Source organism: Bradyrhizobium sp. KBS0727, from assembly GCF_005937885.2.
Classification (GTDB): Bacteria; Pseudomonadota; Alphaproteobacteria; order Rhizobiales; family Xanthobacteraceae; genus Bradyrhizobium.
The window spans coordinates 2,677,156-2,694,038 of record NZ_CP042176.1 but is presented as its reverse complement, the minus strand read 5'-3'; the positions used below and the strand labels follow the sequence as shown (position 1 = coordinate 2,694,038).

Annotated in this window: 13 protein-coding genes; 4 read left to right on the top strand and 9 right to left on the bottom strand. The window is 61.5% G+C overall.

The window, feature by feature from the left end:
• Window positions 1-2 precede the first annotated feature (2 nt).
• From FFI89_RS12185 to FFI89_RS12160, 6 genes are all read right to left on the bottom strand, one after another.
• Complete coding sequence (locus FFI89_RS12185) at window positions 3-788, bottom strand: enoyl-CoA hydratase (protein WP_138836813.1); 786 nt, start codon at window positions 786-788, stop codon at window positions 3-5.
• A gap of 119 nt (window positions 789-907) precedes the next feature.
• On the bottom strand, window positions 908-2,134 hold the full coding sequence (locus tag FFI89_RS12180) for a CaiB/BaiF CoA-transferase family protein (protein WP_138836811.1): 1,227 nt from the start codon (window positions 2,132-2,134) through the stop codon (window positions 908-910).
• Between the two features lie 30 nt (window positions 2,135-2,164).
• Window positions 2,165-3,016, bottom strand: coding sequence for an enoyl-CoA hydratase-related protein (locus FFI89_RS12175; protein ID WP_138836809.1), 852 nt, complete (start codon window positions 3,014-3,016; stop codon window positions 2,165-2,167).
• Window positions 3,017-3,075: 59 nt separating this feature from the next.
• A complete protein-coding gene (locus FFI89_RS12170) occupies window positions 3,076-4,296 on the bottom strand; it encodes an acyl-CoA dehydrogenase family protein (protein WP_138836807.1) in 1,221 nt (406 codons plus the stop codon).
• Between the two features lie 77 nt (window positions 4,297-4,373).
• Entirely contained in the window at window positions 4,374-5,351 is a 978-nt protein-coding gene (locus FFI89_RS12165; protein ID WP_138836805.1) for a 3-hydroxyacyl-CoA dehydrogenase NAD-binding domain-containing protein, read from the bottom strand.
• A gap of 21 nt (window positions 5,352-5,372) precedes the next feature.
• A complete protein-coding gene (locus FFI89_RS12160) occupies window positions 5,373-6,281 on the bottom strand; it encodes a 3-hydroxyacyl-CoA dehydrogenase (RefSeq protein WP_138836803.1) in 909 nt (302 codons plus the stop codon).
• A 438-nt stretch (window positions 6,282-6,719) separates the two neighbouring features.
• Here FFI89_RS12160 and FFI89_RS12155 point away from each other — a divergent pair, with 438 nt between their 5' ends.
• The 3 genes from FFI89_RS12155 to FFI89_RS12145 are packed head-to-tail and all read left to right on the top strand — an operon-like array spanning window position 6,720 to window position 11,060.
• Window positions 6,720-7,781: an HlyD family secretion protein gene (locus tag FFI89_RS12155; protein WP_138836801.1), complete on the top strand. Its 1,062-nt coding sequence runs from the start codon at window positions 6,720-6,722 to the stop codon at window positions 7,779-7,781.
• A complete protein-coding gene (locus FFI89_RS12150) occupies window positions 7,778-10,108 on the top strand; it encodes an ABC transporter permease (protein ID WP_138836799.1) in 2,331 nt (776 codons plus the stop codon). The genes FFI89_RS12155 and FFI89_RS12150 overlap by 4 nt, the downstream gene beginning before the upstream one ends.
• A complete protein-coding gene (locus FFI89_RS12145) occupies window positions 10,095-11,060 on the top strand; it encodes an HlyD family secretion protein (protein ID WP_138836797.1) in 966 nt (321 codons plus the stop codon). The genes FFI89_RS12150 and FFI89_RS12145 overlap by 14 nt, the downstream gene beginning before the upstream one ends.
• A gap of 431 nt (window positions 11,061-11,491) precedes the next feature.
• On the opposite strand, the gene FFI89_RS12140 is transcribed toward FFI89_RS12145, so the two are convergent.
• Together FFI89_RS12140 and FFI89_RS12135 are read right to left on the bottom strand one after the other, a co-directional pair.
• On the bottom strand, window positions 11,492-12,130 hold the full coding sequence (locus FFI89_RS12140; RefSeq protein ID WP_138836796.1) for a helix-turn-helix domain-containing protein: 639 nt from the start codon (window positions 12,128-12,130) through the stop codon (window positions 11,492-11,494).
• 290 nt (window positions 12,131-12,420) lie between these two features.
• Window positions 12,421-13,056, bottom strand: a complete 636-nt coding sequence (locus FFI89_RS12135) for a response regulator transcription factor (protein ID WP_138836794.1) — start codon at window positions 13,054-13,056, stop codon at window positions 12,421-12,423.
• Between the two features lie 219 nt (window positions 13,057-13,275).
• Between FFI89_RS12135 and FFI89_RS12130 the strand changes: the two genes are divergently transcribed.
• Complete coding sequence (locus tag FFI89_RS12130; protein ID WP_246669428.1) at window positions 13,276-13,680, top strand: response regulator transcription factor; 405 nt, start codon at window positions 13,276-13,278, stop codon at window positions 13,678-13,680.
• Here FFI89_RS12130 and FFI89_RS12125 read toward each other — a convergent pair.
• Window positions 13,675-16,548, bottom strand: coding sequence for a PAS domain-containing protein (locus FFI89_RS12125; RefSeq protein ID WP_138836792.1), 2,874 nt, complete (start codon window positions 16,546-16,548; stop codon window positions 13,675-13,677). The genes FFI89_RS12130 and FFI89_RS12125 overlap by 6 nt on opposite strands.
• Between the last annotated feature and the right edge of the window lie 335 nt (window positions 16,549-16,883).

Here is a 16,883-nt window from a genome sequence, read left to right as displayed (position 1 = left end):
GGTCATGCTGTCGCCCTCGATTTGACGGTCCTCGTGAAGTCAGGCTTGCGCTTTTCCAGGAACGCTGAGAACGCCTCTTTTGCGTCTTCGGAGCGGACCTGCACGCTGAACTCTTCGTTCTCGGCCTTCATCGCCGCCTTGATCTGCTCACGAAATGGCCGCTTCATGAGCCTCTTGCTGGCCTGCAGCGCGGCAGCCGGCTTCGCTGCCAATTTCTTGGCCGTTTCGGTCGCCAACACCAGGACGTCCTTGTCGGATACGACTTCGGTAACCAGACCCAACTCCGCGGCCCGCCTGGCATCGAAGGGCGCTCCCAACAAAATCAGCTCCGCGGCGCGGAGGTGACCGATCCGCGCCGGCACGGAGCAGCTCGATCCGAATTCCGGCACGAGACCGAGATTGATGAAGGGCATCTGGAATTTTGCGCCCTCGCCGGCGTAGATGAAGTCGCAGTGCGTCAGCATGGTGGTGCCGCCGCCGATCGCCGCGCCCTGGACCGCCACGACGATCGGTTTGTCGAAATTGACGAAGGCGTGCATGAGCCCGGCCTGTGGCGATTCGCCCGCCCCCGGAGGGTTCTTCAGAAAGTCCTCGATATCGTTGCCCGCGCAGAACGAATCTCCCGCGCTGTGCCACAGCACGACCCGCGTGTTCTCGTCATTGGCCGCCTTGTTGAAAATGCCGGTGAGAGCCACGTACATGGCCGACGTCATCGCATTCCGCTTGGTCGGGCGGTTGAACTGGACGCGCAGAATGTTTCCCGCCTGTTCGGTAACGATATCATCCATGGTCGAACTCCCGGTCCGTTTGGTGAATTGCGCGGCAGGTCGTGGTTCGGGGCGGCTCACGACGCCCCGAAAGTGCCGTCACTTCCCGTTTGCCGCTACACATTTTTCCGGATCATGCGTCAGGCCGCATGTTCCTTTGGTTTCGGAATCGCACCGTTCGCACGCAAACCGTCGATTTCGGTCGCACTGAATCCGAGCTGCCGCAGCACCTCGTCGTTGTGTTCGCCGATTTTCGGGGCGCGTTTCGCCGGCACCTTGGCGACGCCATGCACCTGAAGCGGGCTGGAAATGGTGGACGTCAGCTTGCCGCCGGCACCATTGAGCGGAACAATGATGTCGTTGGCCTGGAGCTGAGGATCCTTGATTACTTCCTGCGGCCCGCGCACGGCTCCGAACGTCACGTGGACGCCGTTGAAGACCTCGTACCAATGTGCCATCGGCTTGCCACAGAATATCTCGTCGAGAATCGCCGTGAGCGCCGGCATATTCGCCATCAGCTTCGCCTGATCGGAAAAGCGCGGATCGGTCAGAAGATCGGGCCGGCCGATGGCTTTTGCAACGGCTGCAACCTTGTCTGGCGTTATGATGAGGACGAACCAGGTGTCATCCTTGGCGCGATAGACGTTCATGGCCGCGTTGGCGGGATGCACGCGGTCGTGCAACCCGAAGAATTTGGCCTCACACAGCGCCGCCTGGATCGAGACGCTGGCGGACCATACGCCTTCGGCAAGCAGCGAGGTCGTAACATGCGCTCCCTCCCCGGTGCGCTCGCGCCGATAGAGCGCGGTGACGATCGCCGAATAAAGGCCGACCGCCGTGGCATTGTCGCCGCTGCCGGCCACCGGCCAGGTCGGCGGTGCGCCGGCATCGCGCGTCATCGACAGCAGGCCGCTGCGTGCCCAGTAGGACGTGATATCGAAACCCGGCAGATCGGCATCGGGTCCCTTGTCGCCGAAGCCGGTGATGTCGGCATAGATCAGCCGCTTGTTCCACGGCAGCACGTCCTCGTAATTGAGCTTTAGCCGCGCGCGCGCCGGATGCGGCGTATTGACGATGAGCACGTCGGCCCATTTGACCAGCTTTTCGAGAACCGCATGGGCGCTTGGCGATTTCAGATCGAGCGCGATGCCCCGCTTGTTGCGGTTGGCGAGGTGCCAGGGATAGGGATCCTCGGCGACCGGCTGTGGCGGCATGTTGTGCGCGTGTCGCCACAGCTCGCCGCTCGGCGGCTCGACCTTGATGACATCTGCGCCGAAGTCCGACAGGATCACCGCGGCGCTCGGGCCTGCGATAAAGCTCGCCAGATCCACCACTTTCAATCCAGAGAAAATATTGTCGCTAGCCATGGCTGTCTCTTTCCAACTGTGCGGACTGTTTCAGCGACCGCGGAACTTCGGTGCTCGTTTCTCGAGGAAGGCAGCGGTGCCTTCCTTCTTGTCTTCCGTCGCCGCGCAGATGCCGAAATAGGACGCTTCGAGCGCGAACCCCTCGGCCTGGCTGGTGTCCATTCCTCGGTTGGCCGCCTCCAGCGAGAATTTTACGGCGATCGGCGCATTGGCCATAATCTGTTTCAGAATCGTCTCGGCGCGATCTATCAGATTGGCCGCCGGGACGACTTCGTTGACGAGGCCGATGCGGTAGGCTTCCTGGGCCGAGATCGTTTCGCCGGTGAGGATGAGCTGCAAAGCGCGGCCCTTGCCGACCAGGCGCGGCAACCGCTGCGTACCGCCACCGCCTGGCAGCAACCCGAGCTTTACCTCGGGTTGCCCGAACTTGGCATGCTCGACGGCGATTCTGATCGTGCAGGCCATCGCCGTCTCGCAACCGCCGCCAAGCGCAAAGCCGTTGATCGCCGCGATCACCGGCTTGCCGAGATTTTCGATGAGGTCCAGTACTCCCTGCCCGAACCGGCTGGACTCCTCCGCATCGTAGGCATCGACATGCGCGAGTTCACTGATATCTGCGCCGGCGACGAAAGCCTTGTCGCCCGCGCCGGTAAGGATCACGCCGTGCACCGACGCGTCGGCCTTGGCATCCTCGAACGCGACCTTCAAATCGCTCCAGGTCGGAGTATTGAGCGCGTTGAGCACCTTGGGCCGGTTGATCGTCACATAGGCGATCGAACCGTTCTTCTCGTACAAGACATTCGCGAGCGCCAATGCCGCCCCGGGAAAGGAGCCGGGCACGGTTGCAGGCGAAGGGGTGAGCGGTGCAGTTCCCGAAGCCATAATCATATCTCCTGGATTGAGAGAGCAGCCGGCGCCGAAGCGCCGGCGCCGCCGGGATGTCAGATGAAGGCGCCGTGACCGGTGATGGCCTTGCCGACGATCAGATTCTGCATCTGATAGGTGCCTTCGTAGGAGTACAGCGCCTCGGCGTCGGCAAAGAAGCGCGCGACGTTGTAGTCGGCGACGATGCCATTACCGCCGAGGACTTCGCGTCCCCATGAGACGGTCTCGCGCGATTTCGCCGTGCAGAACGCCTTCGCCAGCGCCGCGTGGTGGTCGCCGAGCTTGCCTTCGTCGTCGAGCGTCGCCAGGCGGAGCATCAGGCACTGGCACGCGGTCAGATTGGCCAGCATCTTGGCGAGCAGATCCTGGATCAGCTGGAACGAAGCGATCGGCTTGCCGAATTGCAACCGCTCCTGGGCGTATTTGACGGTTGCTTCGAACGCGCCCATCTGGATGCCGGTCGAGGCCCATCCCACCATGTATCGCGTCATCCGCAGCACGCGTGCGGTATCGCGGAACGAATTGCCGCCCTGCAGACGATTGGCTTCGGGCACCCGTACATCCTTCAGCGTGATCTGGCCGTTCTGGACCACCTTGAGTGCAATCTTGTGCTCGATCTTCTCGACGCTGAAACCGGGCGTCGACTTGTTCTCGACGATGAATCCCTTCACCTGGTTGTCGGCGAGATCGCGCGCCCAGATGATGGAGATGTCGCACCATGGCGCATTACCGATCCATCGCTTCTGGCCATTGAGAATCCAAGTATCGCCTTCCCGCTTGGCCGTCGTGGTCAGACCGCCGCTGGTTCCCGAACCGACCAGCGGTTCGGTCAGACCGAAGCAGCCGATCTTTTCCCAACGCGCCATCGGCGGCAGCCATTTCTGCTTCTGCTCCTCCGACCCGTCGAGATAGATCGATCCCATGGCGAGGCCGCTGTGCACGCCGAAAAACGTACAGAACGACGCATCGGTGCGCGCCAGCTCCATCGCGACGAAACCGAACAGCTTCTGGCTACCGCCGGCGCAGCCATAGCCCTCAAAGCCGAGCCCGCCGATGCCGAGCTCCTTGAACGACGGCAGCAGCTCGAACGGAAACGCGTCATCGGACCAATACTTGTTGATGACCGGCTGGACCTTGGTCTCCATATAAGTCCGCACCTTCTTGACGAGCGCTCTCTCCTCAGGGGTGAGCAGGTCCACCAACTGATAGAAGTCGCCATTCGGGACGGGCACCGGCTTCGGCGCGGCGGTCTTGCTGGCTGCGGTTGCGGTGGGCATTTGGAACTCCTTTGGCTGCGGCTTCAGCGCCGGACGATTTTGCAGGACGTGTCGGACGTGGTCGGTAGCGATTGATCTCAGGCGACCGACTTCGTCGATTTCGCCTGGCTCGATCTGGCAACCTTGTTGCGCAGCTCGATCAGGCCGAGCAAAACTTCGTCGCGCTCCGCCTCCAGCTCCATGATGGTGCGCGATCCGGCCTCCGCATGAACGCTGTCGATGAGTATCTTTTGCACTTCCGGTGTCAGCACCGGCGAACCGAGGGTCTTCCACCAGGCCGTCATCGGGCCGGTGAATTGCTGGAAGAAGTGCTCGATACCGCCCGGACCACCGCCGAGATGGTTGAGCATCAAGCCGCCCATGACGCCCCAGCGCAGGCCTGGGCCCCAGGAGAGAGCGGTGTCAACGTCGGCGGCGCTCACCACGCCCTCGGCGACGAGGTAGTAGATTTCGCGGCTGAGCGCCGCCTGTAGACGGTTGGCGACATGGCCCGGCATTTCCTTGTTGACGCGCACCGTCCGTTGCCCGATCGAGGTGTAAAATTCATCGGCGCGCCGGATTGTCGGCTCCGAGGTCTTGGCCCCGCCGACGATCTCGACCAGCGGAATCAAGTGGGGCGGATTGAACGGATGACCGATGACGCAGCGTTCGGGATGGGTTGCGGCGCCCTTCTGGATTTCGCTCATGGTGAGCCCCGACGAACTCGACGCGATGATCACCTCCGGCGGCAGCAGTTCGTCGAGCTGCCCATAGAGCTTCTGCTTGAAATCGATCCGCTCGGGTCCGTTCTCCTGGACGAGGTCGGCACCGTTGAGCGCCTTCGCGAGGTCGGGCGTGAACGTCAGGTTCGACTGCGACGCTCCGGGCGAGAGGCCCAATCGCTTGAGCGCGGGCCAGGCAGTCTCGACGAACTTCCTCAGCGCGGCTTCCGCGTTCGGCGCAGGGTCGGTGGCGACGACCTGCAATCCCTTGGCCAGATACAGCGAGCTCCAGCTCGCGCCGATCACGCCTGTGCCGATGATGGCGATGCGGCGAATGGGCTTGATGTCGTTCATGTCATGTCTCCGAAGCGTTGGTCAGATTTCGGCGTAGGCGATGCCGGTGAGATTGCCCTGGGCGAACAGGAAATTCCGTTCACCGGATCCGTCGAGCCGTGCGACATAGACCGAGCCGGCGAAATCGGTCACGAACATGCGATCGTTTGGAACGTCGAGCGCGATGCCGATCCCCTCCATGAGATGGGTGACGACGATCTCCGGCTCGGCGGGTTTGTTGTCGACGGAGGCCCGGTTCACCGTGTTGCCGCGCGGCGGGTCGCCGCGATCGGTCCAGTAGAGAATACGGTTCTTGAGGTCGAGCTCGAGATCGATCGGCTCCGGCAGGCGATCGTAGAAGATCTCGATGTCGGTCCGGGTCGCCGCCGTCTGGCCGGCGGGAATTTCGAGATTGGCACGGAAGAGGCGACCGAGCCCGGCATTATCAGGACCTTTTTGCGTCCAGTAGAGATGTCCGAGTTTCGGGTCGATCGTCAGTCCGACGCACCACCGGGTCTGATCCCGGCTATCGGCTTCGCCGCGACCGGCTTCGATCAGCGTCTCCAGCTGCGAGCCGTCGAGATTGCAGCGCATGACGCGCATACCCTCGCGGTCGCACCAATAGAGCTTGCCGCCCTTCTTATCGAGAATGATCTGCTTCGGAGTGTGGGTTTTTCCCCGCGGGACGACGGTCTTGCGATTCTTGCCGTCGATATCGGCGCGCTCGATATATCCGTCATCCAGATTTGGGATGCCCATGTTGGTCCAGTAGATGTGACCCGCTTCGACATCGACGACGATGCCATCGGGCAGATGGCAATCCGACACGATGGTCTTGCGGTCGGAACCGTCCGTATTCATGGAGTGAATGCGGCCGGCATTCAGCTCAAGGACAAACAGGCGAGCGGCGACGGCGCTGGCGGTTCGACTGCTCTTGGCGGCTTCGGACATGTGGCACCCGTATGACGGGCTGACGCGAAATCGGTCAGCGCTTGACCGCAACAGTGCCGCGAATACTCGCCGCAATATTGAATGAGACGATCACAGCTGGAATGGTTGTGCTGCTTCCTCGCGGTCGTTCGGCACAGATCATGCCTTGCCGCGCGCTTGCACATTGCGAATCCGGCGGATATCTTTTCCCGGTCTTGACCGGTTCATGGAGGGGCTTTGCGACATGCGAGCCACGCTCGACTCGCTCCTACCGAATACTCCGTACCAATTGTTTGCTGGCGCTGAATTGAGCGCACGAACATGCAAGTCGCAGCGCGACCGGACAAGCGACGACATTTTCGTGCTGGCTAAGTCGCGGTGCCGCCAGGTCAGACGAGGCGAACGGAGGTCCGGCGAGGCCTGACGACCAAGACGGTCACGAACCAAGTGGAGTCAGACATGGACACGCCGACCTCTGGCGAAGAGATTCAAAGCACGTCCGCCGCAACGCCTGACGGACGGGACGGGAATGCGCGCGCGGCGACGCGCGGTCCCTCCATCATCGTCGGCATCGTTGCAGCCATTGTCGTGGCGTTATCGGTCTTCTATCTGTTGCGGCCGGAACCGCTGCTCGTACAGGGTGAGGCCGATGCCACGCGTCTCGACATCGCCGCGCGCGTCGACGGACGGGTCAAGGAAATTCCTGTCAACCGCGGCCAGAACGTGCCCGCCGGAGCGGTGCTGGTGCGGATCGACAATCCCGAAACGCTGGCCAAACACGAGCAAATGAAAGCCGCGATGGCGGTGGCCGAGGCGCAGCTCGCCAATGTGCTGGTCGGAACGCGGGCGGAAGTCATCGCCGCGCGGAAGGCGGAGCTGGAGCGCGCGCAGGCGGCGCTGGTGCTGGCCCAGAAGACCTTCGAGCGAACCAATACGTTGACCGGGCAAGGCAACGCACCGCAGGCCCGCCTCGACCAGGTGACCGATTCGCTGCATGAAACCGAGCGCGCGGTCGATCAGGCCCAATCGGCCTACGACCAGGCCGTCAACGGCTACACCAAGGAAGAGCGGGCGATTGCCAAGACCAGCGTCGAAAAGGCCAATGCCGATATCCAGAGCGTTCAATCGATCATCGACCAGCTCCAAGTCTACGCTCCCATCGCCTCGCAGGTCTATCAGCGCAACGTCGAGCCGGGCGAGTATGTCTCGCCGGGCGTACCGCTCGTCACCTTGATCGATCTGGCCGACGTCTGGGTTCATTTCGATCTTCGCGAGGATCTCGTCAAGGGATTGAAGGTCGGTGATCGGTTCGATGTCCGCATCCCGGCTCTCGCCGACCGCCGCGTCACGGTCGAGGTCAAGCTCGTTGCAACCAAGGGCGAATATGCGAGCTGGCGGGCCACGCGCGCCACCGGCGATTTCGATCTGCGGACGTTTTCGATCCGCGCCTACCCGGTCCAGCCGGTGCCGGAGTTGCGACCCGGAATGAGCGCCTATCTCGACTGGCGGACACGGCAATGAGGCCGGCGTCGAAGCCCGGCTTCTGGCGGGTCGCACGACGCGAGTGCCACTGGCTGTTTCACGATCGTGTCGCGCTGCTCTTGATCTTCGGCGTGCCGCTGTTCGCGTTCGTGGTTCTCACCACCGTCTTCAGCCATCCGGTCATACGGGGGCTCGGGGTAACCGTCGTCGACGAAGACAACTCGGACGCTTCGCATGCCCTGGTCGAATACGTCGCGGCCTCGCCGAGCCTGAATATCGTCGACCGCTCCGGGACGCTGTCGACGGCGGTGCAGGACATCCGCTCGGGCAAGGCGATCTCGGCCGTCCATATCCCGCCGGATTTCGAGCGCGACCTGAAGGCCGAACGGCGCCCGCAGGTCGTCGGCTTCTATAATCAGCAGTTCCTGACAGCGGCCGGCATTGCGTCCTCCGGCCTGAGCGATTCGCTGTCCGCCGCGGCGGCGGTGGCCGCTCCCGCCAGGCGCGCCGCACCCGCTCCGGCTTCGATGGGAACGCTGACCGCGGAGACCATCGCGCTGGTCAATCCGCAAAAGAACTATGCGCAGTTCCTGCTCCGTGCGTTGCTGCCGACGATCATCCATGTCGTGATCACGCTCGCCGCCGGCTATTCCGTCGGCTCCGAATTCCGCCGTCGCAACGCGCGGGAGTGGCTGGAAAGTGCCGGCGGCGATCCGGTCGCAGCGCTGGCCGGCAAGCTGGCGCCGCTATTTTGCATCTTCCTCCTCATCATGCTGGCCGAGCCGCTGTTCCTGGAAGGCGTGCTGGAAATCTCCTTCCGGGGAGACCTGCCGTTGATGCTCGCCGCCGGCTCCTTGCTGATCATTGCTTATTTGTCGGTGGGCGCCCTGTTGCAGCTCGTGACCGGCGACCTCGCGACCGGGCTCGGGCTTGCGGGCCTGTTTGCCTCGCCGGCATTCGGCTACGCCGGCGTCGGCTTTCCCACCGTGGGCATGAACACCTTTGCGCAAGTCTGGAGCACGATTCTGCCGCTGCGCTGGTACATGTCGGTCTTGCTGGGACAAGCCGCGCGCGGATTGCCGGTCTCGGAAGCCGCCATTCCCTTTGCGGCACTCGCCGGCCTGGCCCTGCTCTTTGGGGGCCTTGCATGGCTGCGCATGGCGAGCCTCAAGCGCAGGGGTTGGTTTGAGGCGGCGCGCCCCGCCGAGCAACCGGAGATCCGCGTCCCACCGCGGGGCATTGGCGGCGCCTTTACAGCGGAGTGGCGGCGCGTGCTCGGAACCCGGAGCGCCTTCAGCGTGCTGTTCCTGGCTCCCCTGGTGTACGGCATCTATTATCCGCAACCCTATCTGAACCAGATCCTTCGCAAGCTTCCGATCGCGGTCGTCGACAACGATCTCAGCGACCTCAGCCGCCGGATCGTCGAAACGCTGGACGCGAGCGGCACATTGAACGTCGCGGTTCGCGTCCGCACACTTGCCGAGGCGCACGCCGCCATCAATCGCGGGAAGGCGTTTGCCGCCGTCGAAATCCCTGAAGGCACCGAGCGCGACGTGCTCAAGGGCATCACTGCGCACATCCCGGTCTACGCCGATGCCACCTATCTCTTCATCTTCAGGTCGACCGCAAGGGGGGTTGCCACGGCGGTCGGCGCATTGACGTCCGAGCTGGTTTCGCGGGGCGCGCGTTCGGACGGCAGCCTCGTCAAGGCGAAACTGGCGACCACGAGCCCGGCCGACGTTCTGCTGCAGCCGATCTTCAACCCGGTGGGCGGCTATGCGAGTTACGTCGTTCCGGCGGCGTTTATGCTGATCCTGCAGCAGACGCTCCTGATCGGGGCCGCGATGCTGACCGGCACCGCGCTGGCAGGCGCCGGCGGCGCGTTCGCCGGCGTGCTCGGCCGCGGCGTCGCCCACCTGACCATCTACCTTCCAGCGCTCGCGCTCTATCTGATCGTGCTGCCGCGGATCTACGGCTTTTCGACGCTCGGGCACCTTCCACAGATCTTCGCGCTCGCGACTGTCTTTTTGCTGGCGACGAGTTTTATGGGACAGGCCATCGGGGCCTGGTTCACACGGCCGGAAAACGCTACCCTGCTGCTGCTGGCGACCAGCCTGCCGCAGTTCTTCACCGCCGGCTTCGCATGGCCGCGCGAAGCCATCCCCGAAGCGGCCATCGCGCTGGGCAAGATGTTCCCCGCCGATTCCGCGATCGACGGCCTCGTGCGCATCAACCAGCTTGGCGCCAGCATCTGGGAGGTCGGGCATGACTGGCTCTGGCTATGGTGTCTGGCGCTGGGCTATTTCGCGCTCGCGGTGATCTCGGCACTTGCCGTCAAGAGAGGAGCGCAACGTGCGCCAAGCTAGGTACGCCATTGTTGCGACCGTGCTCGTGCTCGTCACGGGCGTCCTGATCTATTCCGCACGTCGCCCGGATTCGTCGACCGCCATCGTTGGCGTGGTGCGGGCGACCGAAGTCAGGGTCGAGCCGGAGGTGAATGGCCAACTCGTGTCGATCGCCGTCGGGAAAGGCGCGCTCGTCCATGCCGGCGATATCCTGGCGCGGCTCTCCGCGACCGAGTTGACGGCACAGGCAGACCAGGCGCGTGCGGCCCTCGCCTCCGCAACCGCGAACCGCATCAACGTCTATGCTGGCATCCGTCGCGAACAGGTCGACTCGCTGAAGGCTGCGATCGCCAAGGCAAGCTCCCGCCTCGACTACGTCCAGGCCCAGCTCACGAGAACCAGCACGCTGGCACGCCAGAGTTTTGAGTCCCAGCAGTCGCTTGACCAGGCCGAGAACGACGTCGCCAGCGCCCGTGCCGACGTCGCGGGGGCTCAGGCGAATTATGACGCGGCAGTCGCAGGCCCGACCCGGGAAGAGCGCGCGATCGCCGACGCGCAGGTGCAGGCCGCCGCCGCCGCAGTCACCGTGCTCGAGCGCCGGCTGGACAAGATGGCCCTGCGTGCTCCGGCCGACGGCGTCGTCACTGTCATTGCCGCAGAGGTGGGCGAAAATGTTCGCGCGGGCCAACCGATCCTGATGGTCGAAGCGGCGGGCAGGCAATGGCTCTCGTTCAACGTGCGCGAAGATCATCTCAACCGTCTCGCGATGGGAGAAACGGCAAGCGTGATGCGGCACGGCACGGATGGCGCGACCAAAGCGGTCATCACCGAATTGCGGCCGATCGGAACGTTCGCCACTTGGCAGGCCGAGCGGGTCATTGGCGATCACGACCGCAACACCCTTCGCCTGCGCCTCGACCCGGGGGAGCCGGCGGCCCTTGAGCCGGGTATGACTGTTTGGATCGAGCGCTAACGAAGACACAAGCGAAGAAATCGCCCCTGCCTCACCCGTCCGGAACTCCATGACCGCGCGCGAATTTCCGAAATGGCTTGTGCCGGCTCCGCGACATACCCGTGATATTAGGACTATCCGATTTCTTCGCCGCACTGTCCAATTCTACGACGGGCGTGCAATTGACTTATGCGAACCAATGCGCGCGCAGCATCTCGTTCGCATGAGGAAAAGATGAAGCGGATTGAAGCCGAGTTAATCCCCATTGGGAAGTAAAGCATTTTCGACCTTCCTGGACCAAAACCCACCATTTGAGCTACCGCCGGAGAATGGCGTTTTGCCTTGCCCTCCAGAGGCAAAGGTCACTCACCCGAAATCGTATCGGCGCGCCAATTTCTCTTTGTGATGCAGGACGATGTGCCCTCCGCCCAACTCGATCGCTCATGTGATATTTACATTCGTGTCGGGTTATCTCGCCCGAGAGTTCCGCGCGCTCGGCGCCAACTGGCCGGACTTTGACCAAGAGCCGCCCGGAAATGCCTACACAGATGCGCTTGATCCGAAAAACCCACACTCAACGCTATCTCACTCAGGGATGACGCGCTGGTCACCATGAGGTGGCAAGCTCTCTCCAAACGCCTTCTCACCACGTAGGCATGCGGCGGCTCGCCAACGACGAGTTTGAATTTTCGACAGAAGTGAGCCGGGCTACGCTGCGCAACCGCGCTGAGATCCCGAATGTGAATGGAGCGGTGTAAATTGCTATCGATAAAGGCGCGCACGCGCAACATCTGCCACCGCGCCAGCCCGCCCCTTGCGGCGTCGCCAGCGCTCGAGTAGCGCTCGACTTCCGCTTGCAGAAGAGTTGATGCGGTGACCAGCGATGCTTTCGCCACGTCAGGATCACGCTCGAGCTCACGTGTCGCTGTCTCAAGAAGTTGGACGAGGCTATTTGCCAGATAGCCGAACCCGAGGCAAGCTGGAGGAGAATCTCTCGCGGTGGTTTGACAGTCTTCCATTTGCGGCGTGAAGCTGGCCGGCTCGAGTGGTTTCACGCGTTCGAAAACTGCGGTCGTTGCCAATGCGCCCATTGTAACCTCGCGTCCGTGCGGCAGAGCTATTGAGTTGCGTTTTGACGGCTTAGCGCGCCGACGTCGATTGCGCGGTGGTCGTGTGAAGTTCGCTAGTGGTTGCTTGTGCTAAGCTATGGCTTAGGGACGACGCGGGCGCGAAATCTCTAACCTCACGCTTCTGCATCTGTTGGCCGAAGAGCACGTAATGCCCAATGATCAGCCTTGCAGCAAATGCAGCAGATGGTAATTTGCTTGCAGGGACACTGCACTCGCGTGAAAACGCTTGAGGCGATATCCCTTAGGCTGACTCAGGAGTTCTGCGGCTGATGTAGTCTCCCGTTGAGGGTGTCCGCCATCCGGCTGAGCTCCGGAAGCGAACGGGCCTTCATCTTCCGCATCAGGTGGGTGCGATGCACCTTCACCGTAGACTCGGCGATTCCGATATCGTTGGCGATCTGTTTGTTGAGGCGACCCGCCACGACATGGAGCATGATTTCCCGCTCGCGGGAGCTGAGCGAATCGAAACGCTCCCTGAGCATAGCCAATGCCCGTTCACTCTCCTGTCGAGCACGGTCGCGTGCAAGGCCGGCCTCGACAGCGTCAAGCAGTTCCTGATCACGGAATGGTTTTGTGAGGAACTCTATCGCGCCGCCTTTCATCGCTTGCACGGTCATCGGCACGTCGGCATGCGCTGTAATGAAGATGATCGGCACCTGCCTGTTCGCGGCGGCAAGGTCGCGCTGAAGCTCAAGACCGCTTCGCCCCGGCATTCTCACGTCGAGCACCAGGCAAGTGGGGCCCTCCGGCCGATCGGCCTTGAGAAAATCGTGAACCGATGAAAATTGTCGGGAATATAGACCGACTGTCCGCAACAGCCGCACGACCGAGGCGCGAAACTCGGGATCGTCATCGATGACCGAGACACTGGGATCTGCGTTACCCATTCTCGGTACCCTGCGTTAAAGGGAGCCCATTCTTTCTACTGGAACCACGCTATTCTACGCGCAATCTGTCGAGATGAACAGTATCTGCCGCCTAAGCGGTAACCCAAGGCCTAAGCCATCGCTTAGGGGCGCCGGCATTGCATTATTGGGGAATGTCACTGACATTACAACTTGCATGCAGCGCGAGCCGCCGCCGGTATGGTGGAGCGAGGAAGGTGCATGGAAGCCGCAATGTTGAACCGTGCACTGATATCTATCGTCGATGATGACCAGCCCTTTCGCGAGTCAATGCGAAAACTCGTAACGTTGCTTGGCTACACTGTCGAAGCGTTTCCGTCAGCAGCAGATTTTCTGGCATCCCGTCTCTTGCCTGAAACCGACTGCTTGGTCGCCGACGTTCACATGCCCGGAATGACCGGAGTCGAGTTGCACACGCATCTGGTCCACACAGGGCACGCGATTCCAGCGATCCTGGTGACTGCATACCCCGATGAAGTCGTCAGGGATCAGGCCTTAAAGGATGGAGTCGTTTGCTACCTCAGCAAGCCATTGGACGACGACGATCTCGAGCGATGCCTGCGTTTGGCTCTGCAGTCCGGTATGCCCATCGAAGACAATTCATGAGACCTCTTGGGCCGCGGGCAAGGTGAACTGAAATACTGCGCCACCCGGCTCGTTTGCCTCTGCCCATAGCTTGCCCCCATGAGCATCGATAATGGACCGACATATCGGCAACCCCATGCCTGTTCCGCCGAATTTGGTAGTATAGAAAGCCTCGAAGATGCGCTCCAAACGCGTGGCATCGATGCCCGGCCCAGAATCGCGCACGGCCACGAGAACGCCTGTGTGGTCTTGCTCTGTGCTGACCAACAGCTCTCGTGCTCCGGCCTCAACCGAGCCCATTGCTTCAACCGCGTTGAGGATCAAGTTCAGCACGACTTGTTGCAGTTGGACGCGATCCCCATGGATGGCAAGCGCCCCCTCCGCGAGGCGAGTCTGGACCAAGACTCGATTGTCGGCGATTGCGCTTCGCACCATGACAATCATTTCGTTGATCGCTTCATTGAGGCCAAAACACTCTTTTCGCGGCGACGCCTTCTTGATCTGATTACGAATCCGTCCGACGATATCCTTGGCTCGGTCCGCATCCCTGACAATACAGCCGAGCGCTTCCCTGGCCTCATCCAGATTCGGCGGATTCATTTCCAAAAAGCGCATCCCTGTACGGGCGTTGTTGCGCGCGGTCGCGATAGGATGCAGGATCTCGTGAGACAGCGAGGCAGCTAACTCCCCCATCATGCTCACGCGGTTCATGTGAGCAAAATCTGATTGCATTTGCTCCAATTGCGCCAGCGCTCGAGTGCGATCATCAATGTCCGTCAGTAGAACGTACCACCGCGCGATGCGCCCGGAGTCATCGCGAATTGGGCGGCCGCGGACGTCAAACCATCGATATTCACCGTCGAAGCGCCGTAGGCGTTGGTCGTAATGGTAGGGAGTTCCCGAGACCACCGCTCTCGTAAAAATTTCAACAACATGGGGCAGGTCTTCAGGATGTACCGCATCGTTTGTTCCCCAGTTCTTCAGCCATTCCAGCGATCGGCCAAAATACTCGAAGACCTGACGATTGACGGTCTCAAGCTCACCGTTCGGGGTCATGATCGCAATGAGACCGGCTATCCCGTCAATTGTCGAACGTAAACTTCGTTCGCTTTCACGCAGCGCCTCCTGCGCGTGCATGATCTCTGTCACATCTGTACATGTGCCACGATAGCCTTGAAATTCTCCGTTGGCGTCAAACAAGGGCTTGCCACTCGCCCTCACATACATCGGAGAGCCGTCGCTGCTCAGCCCGCAATACACAAAGTCCCGGAACGGTTTACGTGAATCGATGGTTTCCCGGAGACGCTGCCATTTCTCGGGTTCGGTTTGAAGATCGAGGGCGTGATCCCAGCACGCCGTGCCGATTCGATCGGCCGCGCCTGAACCAAAGGCATTATCGCTCAGCAGCGTGTATTTGTAATCCGGGCCGATTTCGCAGAGCCAGTCAGAGGCCGTCTCAGCGAAGTCGCGGAACTTCGCCTCGCTCTCCCGCAATGCCTGTTCGGCGCGCTTGCGCTCGATGAACTGACCGATCTGGCTTCCGATGGTAGCCAGCATGTTGAGCAGTTCCTGATCGGGCTGCCTGATCTCGCGGCTGAAACACTCGATCACGCCCAGGACTTCGCTGCCAAGCAGGATGGGAAAGCCGAAGGCCGTGTGTAGTCCTTCGCGTTCGGCGATCGAGGCCCGCGGAAAATTCTCATCAGAAACGACATCGGGAACGTATTCGGGCTCACGGCTGGACCAAATCCGGCCCGGCAGTCCCAAGCCCGGAACGAAAGTGAACTCCCGGCTAACCCTTTCAAATTCGGGGACTTCTATCGACGCCTTGTGCCAAAGCTCGACACAGCGCAAAACCCCGGCCTCCCGGTCCACGCGCCAGAGCGCGCCCACGTCCCATCCCAGATACTCGCCTATAGCCCGCAGTATTCTCGGAGTCGCCTCTTCGATCGTGGTCGCTTCCGCCAAAATCTGCGCGACCGCGTGCTGCACGCGGAGGCGTTCCGCTGAGCGCTTGCGTTCATCGATGTCGACCGACAGGCCGTGCCACTGGACGATTTGCCCTTCTGGGTCGCGCTGAGGCTCAGCGCGTACCCGATGCCAGCGATACTCGCCGTCCGCCCGGCGTAAACGGTGCACGCGCTCAAAGGACTCTCCAGTTCGAAGTGCGTGATTAAGAGCCCTTTCGGTTTCTGCAACGTCGTCCGGATGCAGGACCTCCATGTCCCCTTTTCGATCTTCAAATCGAATCCCAAAATAGTCGAGAAGGCGCTGATTGGCATAGGTCGGCTCGCCGTTAGGGTTCGCTGACCAGAAGTGACATGGAACGCTCTCGATCAATTGGCGGTGCTTGCGTTCACTTTCGCGAAGGGCTTGCTCCGCGTGCTTGCGCTCCGTCACGTCGACATTTGTGCAAATGACCTCGAGTAGCGCGCCGAGTGGGGAAAATTCATGATGGCTGTTTGTTTCCAGGTATTTGACTGTTTCATCAGGCAGCAGGATTCTGAACTCGGCAAGGAAATCTCTTTTCTCGCGCAATGCTTCCTGGACTTCTCCCCACACCCTTTCTCGATCGTCCGGGTGAATGCGTTCCCACATGTCGTCTCGGCTTGGGAGCCCCTGCAGCGGATCAAAACCCCAGATGCGGTAACTCTCGTCCGACCAATACAGAAAACGCCTCGTTGTCCCGTCCAGAACCCAAGTACCGGTATGGCTTAGCCTCTGTGCTTGTGCGAGCCAGGTTTCGCTGCGGCGTAGCCGGTCCTCGGCCTTCTTGGCTTCATCGACCTCAATAGTCTCATTCGCGCTGAACAGCTTGGCGGAAGTTAACTGCCGTACTCCGCCCTCAGCCGGGACGGCGGTTGCAGGCTGAGAAAAGGGCAAGGACATTCATCCGCCCCCGTTCATGGAAAATTTGGCGATAAAGCCAGCTTCAAGGCCGCTTGAATGAGAGCCAAAGATATGTCGGAGGCCCCTCGGCCGAGCGGAACGACCCCGCCCGCCCGTTTGAGCGAGCGCTCGGTGACGGTCATCTCTAAGGGCCGCAACAGGTTTTTGGTTGCTATGGGTGTACGAAGTTGATCGGGTGGCATCGTTGGCCCCGCTCAAATAGAAGGACTGCCCCCCTGCCCGTTCGAGGTGAGAATCCCGGCGAGCGGGCCGCATTCGTTCATCACTTCAGCATCCGCCCAGAATTGATATTTCTGGTACCGCCGGCGTGTTCC

Bases quoted from the DNA above. Each gene is read 5' to 3' on its own strand.
- FFI89_RS12170 (WP_138836807.1), bottom strand. From the start codon at position 4,296: ATGCCCACCGCAACCGCAGCCAGCAAGACCGCCGCGCCGAAGCCGGTG.
- FFI89_RS12180 (WP_138836811.1), bottom strand. From the start codon at position 2,134: ATGGCTAGCGACAATATTTTCTCTGGATTGAAAGTGGTGGATCTGGCG.
- FFI89_RS12150 (WP_138836799.1), top strand. From the start codon at position 7,778: ATGAGGCCGGCGTCGAAGCCCGGCTTCTGGCGGGTCGCACGACGCGAG.
- FFI89_RS12185 (WP_138836813.1), bottom strand. From the start codon at position 788: ATGGATGATATCGTTACCGAACAGGCGGGAAACATTCTGCGCGTCCAG.
- FFI89_RS12135 (WP_138836794.1), bottom strand. From the start codon at position 13,056: ATGGGTAACGCAGATCCCAGTGTCTCGGTCATCGATGACGATCCCGAG.
- FFI89_RS12165 (WP_138836805.1), bottom strand. From the start codon at position 5,351: ATGAACGACATCAAGCCCATTCGCCGCATCGCCATCATCGGCACAGGC.
- FFI89_RS12130 (WP_246669428.1), top strand. From the start codon at position 13,276: ATGGAAGCCGCAATGTTGAACCGTGCACTGATATCTATCGTCGATGAT.
- FFI89_RS12140 (WP_138836796.1), bottom strand. From the start codon at position 12,130: ATGGGCGCATTGGCAACGACCGCAGTTTTCGAACGCGTGAAACCACTC.
- FFI89_RS12155 (WP_138836801.1), top strand. From the start codon at position 6,720: ATGGACACGCCGACCTCTGGCGAAGAGATTCAAAGCACGTCCGCCGCA.
- FFI89_RS12175 (WP_138836809.1), bottom strand. From the start codon at position 3,016: ATGGCTTCGGGAACTGCACCGCTCACCCCTTCGCCTGCAACCGTGCCC.
- FFI89_RS12125 (WP_138836792.1), bottom strand. From the start codon at position 16,548: ATGTCCTTGCCCTTTTCTCAGCCTGCAACCGCCGTCCCGGCTGAGGGC.
- FFI89_RS12160 (WP_138836803.1), bottom strand. From the start codon at position 6,281: ATGTCCGAAGCCGCCAAGAGCAGTCGAACCGCCAGCGCCGTCGCCGCT.